Source organism: Amphibacillus sp. Q70, from assembly GCF_052055485.1.
Lineage (GTDB): Bacteria > Bacillota > Bacilli > Bacillales > Amphibacillaceae > Amphibacillus.
This window is the reverse complement of record NZ_CP197171.1, coordinates 2,443,511-2,459,674: the sequence shown is the minus strand read 5'-3', so window position 1 is coordinate 2,459,674 and position 16,164 is coordinate 2,443,511. Positions and strand designations below refer to the sequence as shown.

Annotated in this window: 15 protein-coding genes; 5 read left to right on the top strand and 10 right to left on the bottom strand. The window is 34.8% G+C overall.

Annotated features, from left to right (window positions below; genetic code table 11):
- Together ACS127_RS10875 and rlmN are read right to left on the bottom strand one after the other, a co-directional pair.
- The gene (locus ACS127_RS10875) at nt 1-1,662 is read right to left on the bottom strand and encodes a glycoside hydrolase family 13 protein (RefSeq protein ID WP_440895066.1); all 1,662 of its coding nucleotides are present in this window, start codon (nt 1,660-1,662) and stop codon (nt 1-3) included.
- A 313-nt stretch (nt 1,663-1,975) separates the two neighbouring features.
- Nucleotides 1,976-3,037, bottom strand: coding sequence for a 23S rRNA (adenine(2503)-C(2))-methyltransferase RlmN (rlmN, locus tag ACS127_RS10870; RefSeq protein ID WP_440895065.1), 1,062 nt, complete (start codon nt 3,035-3,037; stop codon nt 1,976-1,978).
- A 938-nt stretch (nt 3,038-3,975) separates the two neighbouring features.
- Here rlmN and ACS127_RS10865 point away from each other — a divergent pair.
- A complete protein-coding gene (locus tag ACS127_RS10865; RefSeq protein WP_216400163.1) occupies nt 3,976-4,176 on the top strand; it encodes a cold-shock protein in 201 nt (66 codons plus the stop codon).
- Nucleotides 4,177-4,226: 50 nt separating this feature from the next.
- On the opposite strand, the gene ACS127_RS10860 is transcribed toward ACS127_RS10865, so the two are convergent.
- The 7 genes from ACS127_RS10860 to ACS127_RS10830 form a co-directional block, all read right to left on the bottom strand.
- Nucleotides 4,227-5,069 carry a PepSY domain-containing protein gene (locus ACS127_RS10860; protein WP_440895064.1) on the bottom strand — a complete coding sequence of 281 codons (843 nt, stop codon included), beginning with the start codon at nt 5,067-5,069 and terminating at the stop codon, nt 4,227-4,229.
- 91 nt (nt 5,070-5,160) lie between these two features.
- Nucleotides 5,161-6,510 carry an ATP-binding protein gene (locus tag ACS127_RS10855; protein ID WP_440895063.1) on the bottom strand — a complete coding sequence of 450 codons (1,350 nt, stop codon included), beginning with the start codon at nt 6,508-6,510 and terminating at the stop codon, nt 5,161-5,163.
- Between the two features lies 1 nt (nt 6,511).
- Nucleotides 6,512-7,186: a response regulator transcription factor gene (locus ACS127_RS10850; RefSeq protein WP_440895062.1), complete on the bottom strand. Its 675-nt coding sequence runs from the start codon at nt 7,184-7,186 to the stop codon at nt 6,512-6,514.
- A gap of 118 nt (nt 7,187-7,304) precedes the next feature.
- Nucleotides 7,305-8,075, bottom strand: a complete 771-nt coding sequence (locus ACS127_RS10845; RefSeq protein WP_440895061.1) for an alpha/beta hydrolase — start codon at nt 8,073-8,075, stop codon at nt 7,305-7,307.
- An 84-nt stretch (nt 8,076-8,159) separates the two neighbouring features.
- Nucleotides 8,160-8,714: a tyrosine-type recombinase/integrase gene (locus tag ACS127_RS10840; protein ID WP_440895060.1), complete on the bottom strand. Its 555-nt coding sequence runs from the start codon at nt 8,712-8,714 to the stop codon at nt 8,160-8,162.
- 951 nt (nt 8,715-9,665) lie between these two features.
- The gene (locus ACS127_RS10835; protein WP_440895059.1) at nt 9,666-10,298 is read right to left on the bottom strand and encodes a hypothetical protein; all 633 of its coding nucleotides are present in this window, start codon (nt 10,296-10,298) and stop codon (nt 9,666-9,668) included.
- 442 nt (nt 10,299-10,740) lie between these two features.
- Complete coding sequence (locus ACS127_RS10830) at nt 10,741-11,652, bottom strand: AEC family transporter (protein ID WP_440895058.1); 912 nt, start codon at nt 11,650-11,652, stop codon at nt 10,741-10,743.
- 882 nt (nt 11,653-12,534) lie between these two features.
- On the opposite strand from ACS127_RS10830, the gene ACS127_RS10825 reads away from it, so the two are divergent.
- The 3 genes from ACS127_RS10825 (at nt 12,535) to ACS127_RS10815 (ending at nt 14,178) form a co-directional block, all read left to right on the top strand.
- Nucleotides 12,535-13,392, top strand: coding sequence for a Cof-type HAD-IIB family hydrolase (locus ACS127_RS10825; protein WP_440895057.1), 858 nt, complete (start codon nt 12,535-12,537; stop codon nt 13,390-13,392).
- Nucleotides 13,393-13,520: 128 nt separating this feature from the next.
- Nucleotides 13,521-13,652, top strand: a complete 132-nt coding sequence (locus ACS127_RS10820) for a YjcZ family sporulation protein (RefSeq protein WP_440895056.1) — start codon at nt 13,521-13,523, stop codon at nt 13,650-13,652.
- Nucleotides 13,653-13,818: 166 nt separating this feature from the next.
- On the top strand, nt 13,819-14,178 hold the full coding sequence (locus tag ACS127_RS10815; protein ID WP_440895055.1) for a response regulator: 360 nt from the start codon (nt 13,819-13,821) through the stop codon (nt 14,176-14,178).
- Between the two features lie 32 nt (nt 14,179-14,210).
- Here ACS127_RS10815 and ACS127_RS10810 read toward each other — a convergent pair whose 3' ends face one another.
- On the bottom strand, nt 14,211-14,660 hold the full coding sequence (locus ACS127_RS10810) for a Dps family protein (protein WP_440895054.1): 450 nt from the start codon (nt 14,658-14,660) through the stop codon (nt 14,211-14,213).
- A gap of 766 nt (nt 14,661-15,426) precedes the next feature.
- On the opposite strand from ACS127_RS10810, the gene ACS127_RS10805 reads away from it, so the two are divergent.
- Nucleotides 15,427-15,777 (top strand): thioredoxin family protein, encoded by a 351-nt coding sequence (locus tag ACS127_RS10805; RefSeq protein WP_440895053.1) that lies wholly within the window; start codon nt 15,427-15,429, stop codon nt 15,775-15,777.
- The last annotated feature ends 387 nt before the right edge of the window (nt 15,778-16,164 follow it).

Here is a 16,164-nt window from a genome sequence, read left to right as displayed (position 1 = left end):
TTATTTTAATTGATAGATTCTTGCCTCAAACGGACGTAATCTCATATTTGCATTTAACTCATCATGGATACGATAATTGCTCATTTTCAATTCAGCAAATGTCATATCAGAAGATAAATCTAGTGTGGTTTGTTGATTAAACATATTGACAACGATAAAATAACTATCATCTCCTAATGTTCTAGTATAGGCATATACTTGACCATGGTCCTCAGCTATTAAATCATAACTTCCATAAATTAATGTATCCGTTGACTTTCTCAAATCTATCATCTGGCGATAATAATGATAAATGGACTCTGGATCTGTTAAATTCTGTTCAACATTTATATCTGGATAATTTGGGTTGACCTTTAACCAAGGTGTACCTGTTGTAAATCCAGCTTCTGGTTCACTCGTCCATTGCATGGGCGTCCGTGAATTGTCTCGACCATTTTTCCAAATGATCTCCATAACCTCTTCATGTGATTTCCCTTCACTGCGTTCAAAGTGATATAGATTTTTAATTTTCACATCATTATAGTCTTCAATCGAATCAAACTGAACATTTGTCATTCCAATTTCTTGTCCTTGATAAATAAAGGGGGTTCCTTGCATAAAGAAATATAATGTGGCTAGAGCCTTTCCCGATGTTTTTCTTAGCTTTGTATCATTTCCCCATGTCGAAACAGAGCGTGATTGATCGTGATTTTCAAAGAATAAGGCATTCCATCCTTTACCTTCTAATCCTTTTTGCCATTTAGTCAAAGCTGTTTTTAAGGCAGGTAAATCCAGACCCCCTTCAACACTTGTGCTCCACAATTCTAAATGATCAAATTGGAAGATCATATCAAAATAGCCGTTCTTCTCTCCTACCCACTGTTCAGCGTCATCTATCCCAACCCCATTTGCTTCCCCAACTGTCATCACATCATAATTATTAATCGTTCGATCAGCAAATTCAGTCAATAATTTATCGATCCCTGGACGATTCATATGGCCATCCCAAGCTTCAACATACCTTTTGTTCTCTGGATTTGGCATATCAGGAAAACCATCTAGCTTTTTAATATGGGAAATCGCATCGACTCGAAATCCATCAATCCCTTTATCTAACCACCAATTGACCATTTCATATAAGCTTTCACGTACCTTTCGGTTTTCCCAATTTAAATCAGGTTGTTTCTTAGAAAAAACATGCATATAGTATTCTTCTGTTTTTTCATCATACTCCCAAGCGGGGCCACTAAAGATGGATTCCCAATTATTCGGTTCTTTTCCATCTTTGCCAGGATGCCAAATATAGTAATCTCGATAAGGATTATCCTTAGATGAACGAGACTCAACAAACCAAGCATGTTCATCTGATGTATGGTTAATAACTAGGTCCATAATCAATTTCATTCCACGCTTGTGTGTTTCAGCTAAAAGTTGATCAAAATCAGCCATCGAACCAAAATCAGCAAGAATCGCTTGATAATCACTAATATCATAACCATTATCATCATTTGGCGACTGATAGATTGGACTGATCCAAACAACATTAATACCTAAACCCTTTAAATAATCTAATTTTTCAATGATACCTTGGAGATCTCCAATCCCATCACCATTTGTATCTTTAAAGCTTCTCGGATAAATTTGATAGGCTACCGCCTCTTTCCACCACTTTTTACTGATCATCTTGTTCCCCCAATTTCTCCATTCTCTTGTTGTATAAAGGAAAGCGATTGCATTTATTTTTATCTATTATAATTTCAAATGATTGGTTTTCATATATTTGCATAGTAAAAACAACATATAGTCTTCTGTGTATTCTCGCTTCAACTTATATAATGCAACATTTGAGCAAACGGTTGCTCAGACTTATAAATATAGGATAGCATAGCCTTTAGACTTGTGCAACCCTTTCCTGGTAGATTTATCGTCACCTTATCAAAATCCTTTAATTAAAAAACACCACCTATTTTCTTGTTGGTTAGGTGATGTTTGACTTTTATTGTTTTTTCATTTGCTTACTTCTGAGTTGGCCACATGCCGCATCTATGTCAGAGCCTTGTTCGACTCGAACTCCACCGTTTATTCCTGCCTTTAGTAAGGTCTCGTAAAATTTCACAATAGCTTGTTTCTCACTTCGTTCATATTGATTATGTTCTTCGACAGGGTTATAGGGAATTAAATTCACATAAGACAAATGACGTTTATCCTTGAGCAACTCTGCTAATTGAAGAGCTTCTTCTGGATGATCATTAACTCCTTTAAGCAAGATATATTCAAACGTAATTCGTCGGTTTGTTTTTGCTAGATAATAATCAATTGCAGCCATTAGCTTCTCTAAGGGAAAGGCTTTGTTAATCTTCATAATTTGTGTTCGCAATTCATCATTAGGTGCATGGAGTGAAACGGCTAAGTTCACCTGTAACTGCTCATCTGCAAATGCACGAATTTTATGTGCTAAGCCACTTGTTGAAACCGTAATATGCCTGGCTCCAATTGATAAGCCATCTTGATCATTAACAATTCTTAAAAAGCTCATGGTATGGTCATAATTATCAAACGGCTCGCCAATCCCCATGACAACAATATGACTCACTCGCTCCTTTTTTTCTTGTCTATCTAAATATTTTTGAATCTTCATGATTTGCTCAACAATTTCTCCACTCGTCAAATCACGATTTTTCTTTAATAAGCCGCTCGCACAAAATGTACAACCTATATTACAGCCAACCTGTGTCGTTACACAGACAGATAATCCATATGAAAATCGCATAAGCACTGTCTCAATCAAATGTCCATCAGCTAGCTTAAATAAGAATTTGATCGTCCCGTCTTTCGACTCTTGCTTAATAGTTTCTGTCAATGTTTCAATTGCAAAGTGGTCAGCAAGTAACTGACGGGTTTTCTTATTGATATTTGTCATTTCATCAAAATGATTCACTCTTTTGACATATAACCAATCCCAAACCTGTTTAGCCCGAAAGCTCTTATCTCCTTGTTCAATAAACCAATTTGTTAATTGTTCTTGGGTCAATCCGTAAATCGATCGCTTCTCTCCCATTAAAATACTCCTCACTAAATACAATATAATTGTTACATTATACTATCTAGTTGTTAATTTTCAATCTATTTTTCAATTTTAATTTAACGATTTGATAAAGTAAAGTTTACTTGTTGATCAAAAAGGAAATTTCTCGAGACCGTGACAGAACAAAAATAATTATCCTAAACACGAATTTTAGATAAAACGAAATTTCAATCAGTGGGAGTTGGGCCTACAGGATGTAGGTCATGCATATGGTTCCGGTGGGGCGAGTAATCACAGCCCCAGTCCCAAGTCTTTTGGATGGGGTGAGTAATCGCAACCCCAGAGGTGACGGTTTTAATCTGCGTTCTCCTAGCTCCCACTGATTCATAATGAGGAACACAAGCTAAGTTCTTCACGTCCTGGGACTCAGAATAAGAAAACCACTTATTCTTGCGGTGTAAAGCTCCGTAGTTTTCCTTAGCGCGGTTACTCGTCCCATCGAAACCCGTTGTTGACCCGAGTTTTACGGACGGTTATCTGTGATAAATTGTCGCAGCTGTAATATATTGCGCTTTTCACGAGGGCTTATCTATATAAAATACGAATAGATGGCTTTTCATAACGATTTGATCGTTTCATTTGGTGAAAAAAAGTTATACAAAAAAATGAATGATTATCCCAATTTATTTGAATATCTTTCGTTTTTCTAACTCCTTCATTTTCTTTTATCCCAGTCTTACTTTTAGATGTAAATTTTGTTAATGAGTAAGATTTCAGAATTTTTAAGAAATACTTTCGTAATTTTATTCAGAAAGGCTTGCAATTGGTTAGACGGCTTGTTATAATAACAATAGCTATTTTGTTCGACAAAACACTTCAAGTAACTGACATCGTGAAAGGTTTCGTTTTGATGCTTGAGCAAGAATAGTAATACATGTGTGTGGATAGACCACACTAGGAGGAAAAGTAATATGGCACAAGGTACAGTAAAATGGTTTAATGCAGACAAAGGTTTTGGTTTTATCGAAGTTGAAGGGCAAGATGATGTTTTCGTACACTTCTCAGCAATTCAAGGCGAAGGCTTTAAAACACTTGAAGAAGGACAAAGCGTAACTTTCGATATCGAAGAAGGCAACCGTGGCCCACAAGCAGCTAACGTTGTTAAAGAATAATAACTAAAAACAATAAAGAGAACGAGTTAACTCGTTCTCTTTTTATTTTGCTAATCCCAATCATCATACTCTAACTCAACAATTTCACCTGTCTGGGCATCAATATCTAACTCAATTTCGTATCTCGATGTTTTCATTTCAACTTCATAATAATATTTACCATCATCTCTGTCTAAGTTAATCTCTTTAATAACAGCTTCAGAGTCCTCTGCTAAAGCTATTTCCCTTGCCTCTTTAATCGTCATAATATCACTGTATCCTTGTCGTGTACCTTCCAACTGATCAAATGAATACATGATAATCTCACCTGTATAAGCATCAATTTCTAGATCAATTTCTTGATCGTCTGTATGCATTTCAATTTCATAATATAATTGGCCATCATCAGAATCTAACTCAAATTCCACCATAGTCGCATTGGGTACTCTGTCATGAGCAATTTCCATGGCGTCTAGATCTGAAATAACAACATTTTTTGTTCCATTTTTATTTGCATTTTGCGTGGTCTCATTGTTTTCTTGATTCGTACTGTCATCTTTTTCTTGATTTCTATTCTCATCTTGACTCGTTGCATTTTCATTCGTCTCTTTCTCTGAAGCCACTTGATTTGAATCAGTCTTTTCTTCTAGTGATAATATTTCGCCTGTTTCTGCATCTAATTTTAATTCATAGCTTGCTACATCACCTTTAATTTCAATTTCATAACGTCCGTCATCATATTCGACTGAAAGCACATCACCTTGATATTGTTCTAAAGCTAGTCGCTCTGCTTCTTCTTCTGACATTGTCGCTTGAGAAGTACTTGGCGATGATTGAAAGATAAAAAATGCAATCGTAAATACGATGAGCCCTCCAATTATACTTGCAATTGCTTTAATTGTTGCTTTTTTCATGATTCATTACCTCCTTATTTGATTATCTTTAGTTTATCGAAGGAAAATGAAAATGAACTTTAAATAAAATGAGAATTTGATGAGAAAAGAATTAATTTGGAATTATAATCGAAAAAGTTGAACCTTCACCAGGATTACTTGAAAGTGTTAGGCGACCATCATGTGCATTAATAATTGATTTAGCAATTGAAAGCCCGAGACCCGTTCCGCCCGTTTCTCGACTTCTCGCTTTATCAACACGGTAAAAACGATCAAATATTTTTTCTTGATCAGCTTGATTAATTCCTTCACCATGATCGGTTACCTCAATCGTGACGTGATCTTCAGCTAATCTAATTTTGAATTCAATTAATTCAGTACTGTATTTTCTTGCATTATCTAATAAAATGTACAAGACTTGATTTATTTTCTCTGGATCAATGCTAACTTCAGCTCGTTCGACATTTGAGTCAAAATGAATTTCTCGATCAAAGGTTGACGAGATCGTTCGAATCGTATCACGTGAAAGCCTAACTAAATCAATTGTTTGATATGTTAACCCATTTCCACGGTCTAACGTGGCCAAGGTAAGCATTTGCTGAATCAATTGTGTCATTCGATTGGTTTCAAAATCAATCGCTTCTACCGATTCCTCAATAACCTCAGGGTTCTCTTTCCCTTGGCGCTGAATCAACTGAGCATAACTTTTAATAATTGCAATCGGTGTTTTTAACTCATGTGACGCATTCGAAACAAACTGTTCTTGCTTTGAAAAATTATCTTTAATCCGTTGGTTCATCTCATTATAAGTCGCGCCAAGTTGAGTTAATTCATCATGGGCCCGCGTATCTATTTCGATTAATTCCCATTCTCCATCCGTTTGATTTGCCTCCATCACTTGATTTAATCGATTAATCGGCTTGATCACGATATGACTAATTCCTTTACCTGCTAGCCAGACAGGGATAATCATAATGAAGAGAGCAATGATTAGCACATAAAATAATGTCGCCATTGTTTCATCAACTTGATCAATCCATTCAATCACTTCAAGTGTCACGACTTGTCCATCTGTCCATATTAATGGAAACGTCAAACGGGCATAACGGCCGAGCTCTGAATCATTCACTTGCTCTAAATGCTCACCAGTTGAATAAATCGCTCCAATTGATGTTAATGCCTGATCACGTGTTACAGTTTGTAAGGCGTTATTATCTTCATCAATCACTCGAATCATTCCATTTGTCGGTACGTAGGCACGTAATAGTTGACTGGCATCTACCTCTTGTCCAGCTTCACTTGCTAATGCTTCTCTTATCACCGAGGATTGGCTTTCAATTCTTTCCATTTCCTGTTCAATTGTTACATATTGAAACGAGAAATAAATTGAGCCAAATACGATGATTAAGAAGATCAGCATAATAAGCATAGCAGTTAAAGTTATTTTCTGTCTTAATGTCATCTTATTCATCCCTTATAATATAACCGATCCCTCTGACCGTCTCGATTAATTGATAGTCAATTTTTTGACGTAAATAACGAATATAAACATCGACAACATTCGTTTCACCTGCATAATCAAAACCCCAAACTCGACTGAGCAATTGATCACGAGATAGCACATGATTAACGTTCTTGGCCAAGTAAATCAGCAGATCAAATTCACGCTTTGTTAATTCAACTATTTGGTTTTTCCAAGTCACTTGATGTTGTGCTTCATCAATTATTAACTGATCAATCTCAATGGCTGAATGTTTTGTTTTTTGCCTTTGAATGTTTCGTAACTGAGCTCTGATTCTTGCCAATAATTCTTCTATTTCAAATGGTTTTGTAATGTAATCATTCGCACCTAAATCCAAGCCGCTCACTTTATCATAGGTAGCATCTCTAGCCGTTAGTAAAATAACGGGTATCTGAATTTCATCTTTTCTTATTCGGCGTAAAACTTCCATACCGCTCAGACTTGGCAGCATAATATCCAGTAAAATAAGATCATAAGTATGCTCATTAATAAGTGTCAATGCCTCTCGCCCATCATGAACTAGTGTTACCTGATAATCTTCATATTCTAATTCTAATTGTAAGGCCCGTGCTAATTTCTTTTCATCTTCTACAATAAGAATCTCCATTGCTTTCACCTTATTTCTATATTTAATGAACAATTATAGTTTAGCATAATTTATTCTAATTACCTGTACTGATTTACTCATATTTTTCAAAAAACCAACAGCACGTTTAGGTACTGTTGGTTTAATATCACTGCAAAGGTAACCAATTTAAAACTTTTTGAATGTGATAATCCCAATAACTCCATTCATGGTCACCATGATCAAAGATCGTTTCAATATTTAAAGCTAGTTGATCCGTTAATTGCTTAAAGCGAACGTTTTCTTGATAAAGAAAGTCTTCTTTACCACAAGCTTGATAAAGCATTGGCTTTGGACCAGATGATTGATCGACATGCTTAGCCAAATGAAAAATATCAGCCTTTGTTCCATCAAGTGCTTTTCCACCAAAAGCATTATACAAAGTCTCCATTCGATCTACTTGCTTACGATTCACTATATCTAGTGCACCTGATAATGAGGCAGCAGCTGCGAATTGTTCAGGTTTATTTAACGCCCATTTAAAGGCACCATAGCCACCCATCGATAAACCAGCAACAAAATTATCTTCCCTTTGATCAGACAAGGGGAAAAATGAGCGTGCTATACGTGGAAGCTCTTCTGAAAGAAATGTCCAATATTTATTACCATAACTCATATCTGCATAATAACTGTGATCAACATCGGGCATAACAACTGCTAAACCCAGCTCAGCAACATAACGCTCAATTGATGTTCGACGTGTCCAAATCGAATGATCATCACTAAATCCGTGTAGTAGATATAAGGTTGGATGAAGGCAACTTGACCGTTTCGTATTTTTCATCCCCACCTGAGTCTCTGTTTGCTCAGGTAAAATAACCGTCATCGTTGTATTCTTAGTCAGTGTTTCTGAAAAATAATCACATGTTATTCTTGCCATAATTAATCAGCCTCTCTCTTTAGTCTCCAGATCTTCTAATGAGCTAATTTAAAATGATTTATTGATAAGGTCTTTATGTCCTTGCTAAAATCGAACATCAATTTTTATTTTAGCCATTTTTAGATTCTCTAAGCCAATATAACGTTTCGTAGATCTTATTGTTTTTTGATGGAGACGTTTCTGAATCAGTGAAATAGCAATCCCATTTCGATAAGCATGATAGGCAAATGTTTTTCGCAATGTATGCATACTAACTGAACCCGTAATATCATGTTGTTTAGCAATTTGCTTAATAATCCGATTGGCTTGTTGACGAGAGATAGGCTCCCCTGTCTCCTTTGATTGAAATAGAAAATCATTCTCTTTAAGAAATTGACTCCCTACGTATGTATGAATCAACTGTTGTATCTGTGGATTTAAATAGATTGGAAGATCTGGATAAGTAGATAAATATAAAAACGAAAGAATATCTTCATCATCATATAAATCCTTTTTTTTCAATCGTAGTAGATCCTTCATTCGCAGCCCTGTATATAAGGCTAACAAAACAAAGCAATAGTTTCGTGTTGGATTTTCATTACTTGCATTAATAATTGACCTTATGATACCTGTATCAATTATAGGTTCGGCTTTCGACATTATGACACCCCCTATGTTACATAAATTGATTATAACATATATTTATGTAACGAAAAGTAATTCAATCGAAAATTCGAAATATTTCCTGTGGAAAAATGCCGTTGTCAAAACGGCGTCTTATAAAAGCTCCATTAATGTTCACTTAAATCTTTTGTCACTATGCTTTTGTACAATGTGTAAAAGATAAAAGGACCACAGGCTAAAACCACCACATCGTGTGGTAACGCCTGCATGACCAACGTCGTGGGACTGCGGTTACTCGCCCCATCGAAACCCATTGTTGCCCCGAGTTTTACAGATGGTTATTTGTGATAAAATTTATGCTCGAGCACGTAAAATTAAATCATTTATCTAGGGAACCCATTTAAAGAATGAAATCAAGCCAAACTCTATTTAAAAATATCGAGTTGATCTTCATAGCTAGCGATCTAGCGATGCCATGTTCGAAATCACAGAAAGGAGCCATTTTGAGTCTCTCGCAGCACTGAAATGTTCCTTATGAGTGTTTCTATTATATTACTAAAGTAGACATTCCTCGAAAATGTACCCTCTGAGTTGAGACATTTTGAACCTTGCTTATCATTGAAATGTCTTTTCTGAACATGAAAAGAGCTATTTTGAACCTCGCATATTAGTGAAATGTCCCATCTGTGTGGAAGAAGGAACATTTTGAACCTCTCACATCATTGAAATGTTCCTTATAAGCAAGAGAAGAAACATTTTGAGCATTTTTTCTTATTGAAATGTCTCCCTTGTGTTTATTCTACCACCCCATTCATCTGATTAAAGACTACTCGAATAGATTAAAATGTTGTAGCTAGAATGGTAATCATTCTAACTCAGTCTTTCTAGTCATAAAAAAGCTGTTACACAATCTATTTTTCATTGTGCAACAGCTCCTCTTTAGTTAAAAATCACCATTCACTATTCATCAAAATCAGGGACTGATAGTTATTCTGGTTCTTCAATACTGGCATCAGGTTCGTCAGTTTCTTTGCCATCATCCAAAGAATCATCATTGTCTTCCTCTGATAAATCTTTCTCATTTTCTCCTGATGAATCCTTACCCTCTTCTTCAGATGAGCCAGAGCCACTACTATTTTCACTTGGATCTTCACTATTTCCTTTAGATGAGCCGGTGTCATCTTCATTTGAAGATTCTCCACTGTTTTCTACTGATAATGAGTTGTCATCATTTCCACTTGAAGTTCTCTCTCCGTTTTCTCTAGATGAGCTACTACTATCACCCGACGATTGATTATGTTGAACTGGAGCTGTCGGTGTATCATTGATTTCCTCAGTCCAATTCTGCTCTACAGTCTCTAACTCTTCTTCATTTTTCTCAGGATCATCTAATTCCTCAAGTTCTTCTTCCTCTTCCTGTAATGTCCCAATATCAAGCATACCTTTGGACATCAAAAATCGAGTCGATCGGGCAAACTCAGTTGATAACAACATCCTCTCCCCATTTTCTTGACGAGATTCTTGAGAACCTGATTGTTTACTGATTAATGTCGGAACAATAATACCAATTAACAATACTAATCCAATCGATAGAATTACCATAGATTTTTGTTTAGTCACATGATCACCTTAATTTTTTGATTACCTAAACCAACTTTAGCATATTATCTCCTATTTTTGGGCTTTTTCGCTAATTTTTTGATAAATAAACTACCTTTGATATCGGTATTTCTTGAGCTAACTTTAGGAATCAAAATTCTTGTGAAATTCCAGGCGTATAAGGTTAATCATAAAGCGAAACTTCACTTAACGGGAGTGTTCTTATCACCCCTACTGAACATAAGGGCATGCACTTAAAGATATGACCAAAAAAAGGCCTCCCTAAAGGCTCTTGAACCAATCGGACCATTACTGGCTATTGAATCTAATACCTAGAAATGATATGTTTTCTAATTTTTTCAAGTGGGAATCTTACGACATATAGGACGAATTAGTACCGGTAAATGACATAAATCTTTTTTGATCGAACAAGTATGTCTTCTTAAAATCTATATCTAATCCCTCAAAAAATTAAATTCACCATAAACCAGAGGAGGAAAAAACTAATCAACAACGTTATATTTGAAACAGCACCAATAAAATGCTTATCATAGTTAAATTCCTCCGCGTAAGGGATGTGAGCAAGTGGAATCGGTAAACTAAGCCCGATCAACAATGTTGTTCGAATCATTTCCGAAGCTGGTAAGAAGAAATAAATCACTAACCCGATCACTAAAGAAATTCCGTAACGTGCACTAATATATTTAACCAATAACTTTATGTATCGGTGATCGATGTCAAAACTTAAATACAAACCAAGCAACAATAGTGATAAAGGCATATTAGCTGCTGATATAGCTGAAGCCGCTTCAATAATAGTCGAGGGGATTGAAATATTTAATACATTAATTATAAACACAAAAAAATACACCATCAATGGAATAGAACCTGTAAGTTTTTTAACAGCCGTTGGAAAGGTCAAGTGATTTTGACCATTGGAATAATAACTTCCTAATAAATAGCAAAGTCCAAAAACAATAAAAGCATTACCGGCATCTAACATCCCAAAATACTTAATTCCTTCTGCTCCCCAAATGCCTTCAACCAAAGGATAGGCAAATAGCCCAATATTTAATCCAGGCAACATCATAACCATCATACCCTTAACGGAGTGTTGTTCCCTTTTAAATATGAAAATGCCTATAATGGCATATATAAAACCGAAAATAAAACCTAAAAAAACTAAAATCATCAATGAAGGTTCCCAAACCATATCATGAAACGAAACTATAATTAAAGCAGGTAACGTTAAATTAAAAATCAATCTTGAAAGGCCTGAACCATCTGATTCTTTTAATAAACCTATTTTTTTACAAATAAAACCTAGACTAATAATGAGTACAGATATAACAAATTGCTGATTAAATGCTGACAACTATGTACACCTCTTCGCTATTTCTTTCTTCCTAATAACTATACCATGAATAATATGATATAGTAGACATTAGCATCATAATTTTAAAGGAGAACATTAACCAAGTTTCAAACTCTATTTCTGATTACTGATGGAACGTTGCTTGACCAAATCATACAATCCAATCATCCCTAGTTGAAATTTGGATATAAGCAAAAGAGTAAAACATAGCTTTTTTCCGGCAACTAGATGCCTATCGCTGGAAATAACTGAGCTAACCCCACAATTAGCAATTGATTCTTATATTGGTTATAATAGTAGTTATGCAATTATCAAAGCAGAGTAGACAATTGCTGAACGTTTTATAGAAACTTCATTCAGTACTACATAATCAAGAGTTCGTTCTGTATCCAAAAGATACAATTGTTTGCCAATATCACCATAAATGACGTTAAAAACTTCGTCAGTTATTTTGTCTTAAAACTTAACTATTCATATCAGTCTGTTGATCGAGACAACATTTTAGCTAGCGTTGTTATACCCTTTACCTGAAGATTAGCCTAATCATTGCCAAACTGAATCCCTTTTCCCATCACAAGGCAATTTGATGGATTAAGGGTTTCTTATGATGTTATTCCAAAGGATAGCGATCAAACCTACTTTAACAAGATTAAACATCAATCTTGAAAACGCAATAGCCATTGCTGATCTATTAGATGATCACAAAATACTTATCTGCAGCCGGTAAAAAGCTTTGCCATAAGAAATGTACGCTAGTTTATTTCAATATGCTAAATGTCAAACGAGGTCAGTCAATGATAAAGGCACTATTAATAATTTTAACAACTTGATTTAGTTAAATAATGAAGCTAAGCAAATTTTGATTACATTGGAGTGTTATAAATGATAAAACTAATCGCTATTGATTTAGATGGAACATTATTATCACCGATCGGGGTGATAAGCCCAAAAAATATTGAAGCAATCCGTAAAGCTCAGCAAGCTGGCATTGAAGTTGTTGTGGCAACCGGACGATCATTTGAATCGGCTTCACATCCCCTTGAAAAAGCTAATTTAAGCTGTCCAATTATTTGCATAAATGGTGCTGAACAATATTCAGTTGATCGTCAACTATTGCATGTAACAGCTATGAATAAAGACGTTATTAACGAAATTATTACTGTGACAGAAAATGGGCAAGCCCACTTAGAACTTTACACCGATAAAGGCATATATGCCAAAGAACAAGACGACTTTAATAAATTTTTAACTGAGATCGTCTTGGCTAATCATCCCGAAATTACTCAGAAGGAAGTTGAACAACGTGTTGAACAACGTTTCCAAGGGGAAAAGTTTATCTTCACAGATGACTTTTCTAAGATAGTCCATCATCCTAATATTAAAATTTTAAAGGCCTTAGCTTTTTCTTTTGAACCTGATCAACTGAATCAAATCAAGCAAACTTTTACCAACCGAACAGATGTGATCGTCACCTCTTCTGGATTAAACAATATTGAATTTAATCATCCAGAGGCACAGAAAGGGATAGCTTTAAAAACATACACAGAGAAAAGTGGAATTTCATTAAAAAATGTAATGGCAATTGGCGACAATTATAATGATCTTTCTATGTTAGAAATAGCAGGAAGAAGTGTCGCAATGGAAAATGCTGTTGAAGAAATCAAACAAAAATGTGATTTTGTAACAACGAGGAATGATCAAGATGGTGTTGCAAAAGCAATTGCAGCTATTTTAGCTTAATTCTGCGCTAACCCTCCTCAATCTAATCCTTTTCTTAGATCCAATATTAAAAATCTAGACATATGCCCTAGCAAGATTCGTCTACAGGCATATGTTAATGTATATTGAGTCTAAGGTGGTGAAAAGAAATGTATGGTTATGAATGTTGTCCCCCTCAACAACCTCAGTGTTGTGGTAATCAGCAAGGTTTTGGTGGAGGCTTTGCTTTAATTGTTGTGCTTTTCATCTTGCTCATAATTGTTGGTGCATCTTTTTATTAAAAATTAAGTTGGCCAGTCGAAACGGCTGGCCAGTTTATTTATTTCATCCAAAACAAGCTTTACATATTTTTTATACCATTAACTTAAATATGTTTATCGCTTTTTCTTTTTTATTTTGCTATGATTAATGACAATAAGATACTTAATGATGAAAGGAGATAAACTTATGTACTCTGTTTTAATTGTTGATGACTCTTTTTTCATGCGAACCTGGATTAAAAAGATAATATTGAAAAATAAAAATATTATAACAGCTGAGGCTGAAAATGGACTTGAAGCTATCCTTCAATATCGCAAACTAAAACCTGATTTAGTTTTACTAGATTATAATATGCCAGAACTTTCTGGCTTGGAAGTGCTAACACGAATACTCAAAATTAATCCTGACGCAAAAATTATCATGTGCTCTGCACTTGGGACAAGTTTCATGATCGAAGAATGTCTATTGGCTGGTGCTGTTGACTTTGTAACCAAGCCACAGTTTAAAAATCTATCTGAGATTATTAATCAGAATTTACCCACATAAAAAACTCAGGAGAAATTTCTCCTGAGTTTTCATTATCCTAGATAAGATCTTAACATCCACATATGTTTTTCAACATCTGTTTTGTAACCAATGTATAAATCTTCTGTTATAGAGTCACCAACTTCTCCAGCTAACTCAATTCCTTCATTTAAATGTTTCACCAAGAGGCCAAAATCTTCTAACACACTTTTTACCATGTCATTTTGACTAACTTCATTTGTATATGGCGCTTCTTTAATAAGTGAATGGTCGATGAACTCTTGTAAAGTTGAGTATGGTTTACCTTCGATTGTTATTAATCGTTCCGCAAACTCGTCAAAAGCTTCATTCACTTCATCATATAACTCCTCAAACTTTTCATGGAGTACAAAAAAGTGGGTTCCTTTCACATACCAATGATGTTGATGCAATTTCGTAAATAATACTCCTTGAGTTGCGACTAATGTGTTTAAATGATCTTTTAATGCTGTGTTGTCTGCCATTTTATTAACCTCCATTATTATATTATAATAAATCTCAATGTTACTTCTTCCCTTTTTAATCAAAAATAAACATCAGCGAGAAAATAATGTACTATTTAAGTTTCACCCACTCCTTTATTATTATTCTTTCATTACTTTATAATTATTATTATATAATATTTTATTTAATTTGTCATCTCATTACTCATAACTTTTTAACAAGTTAACTATTTGTTCATAATTTAAGTATCTGATATTTTTCTAAATAACACCCTCTAGAGCATTCACACTATTAAGAAGTTATCTAGCAATGTCAACAGCTAATATGGGCATCCAAAGATATGACAAAAAAGCAGATATCTTTTAAAGACGATGGATGGGGACTATGTACTTAAAAATGGCTTAAATTCATTTGGGAATGGTGGTTACTGGTTTACTGGAAATTATCTTTTTATATGATCCAATTGAGAAAATTGAAAGCATCATTATTTGTCATACAACATCAAACGATAAAATGAAACTTCAATCAGTGGGAGTTGGGCTTACAGGATGTAGGTCATGCATATGGTTCCGGTGGGGCGAGTAACCGCAAATGTCTTCGATGGGGCGAGTCATCACACAAAGGAAAGCTACGAAGTATTTGCATCGCAAGAATAAGTGTCTTACTTATTCTGAGCCCCAGTCCCAAGTCTTTTCGAAAATCAGCAAAATTGCATTTTTAAGTTAAGCATGTTTAAATAAATGATATTTCTACTGTACAGAAATCATTTCATTAGGAGAAATCATTATGACCTCATTTGAAGAACTTATCGATATTAAGGAAATTGAAACTTTTATTGCGACATCTCATTTAGCTTTCCTGTATATTTCTAAACCAAATTGTAGTGTTTGTGAGAGTTTATTGCCTCAAATTGAAGCCGTAATGGAGCAATACCCAATGATAAAAACAGCTTCGATAGATACAACTAAAACACCCGAAATTGCGGGACGCTTTAATATTTTCACTGTTCCTGTCTTACTTTTATTCTTTGCAGGAAAAGAATATTTACGAGAAGCACGAATCGTCCCAATTGCTCGATTCAATGACAAAGTAAAAAGGATTGTCGAGAGTATTGAAGAAAGTGAAAACAATAAATGACTGGTTAAAAAAGAGCTGTTGCAAAATGAAAAATAAATAGTGCAACAGCTCTTTTTATCATGCTATATGTTTTTTACAGATTTGAAACTATCCTTCACTTCAAATGAAACCTCAAGCCAAAATGTCAAATAGCGCATCTCTATCCTTCACTTCAAATAAAACCTCAAGCCAAAATGAAGAATAGAACCCTTCTATCCTTCAGTTCAAATGAAACCTCAAGCCAAAATGAAGAATAGAGCCCTTCTATCCTTCATTTCAAACAAAACCTCAAGCCCAAATGTCGAATAGCGCGTCTCTATCCTTCACTTCAAATAAAACCTCAAGGCAAAATGTCGAATAGCGCGTCTCTATCCTTCATTTCGAACAAAATCTCAAGTCAAAATGTCG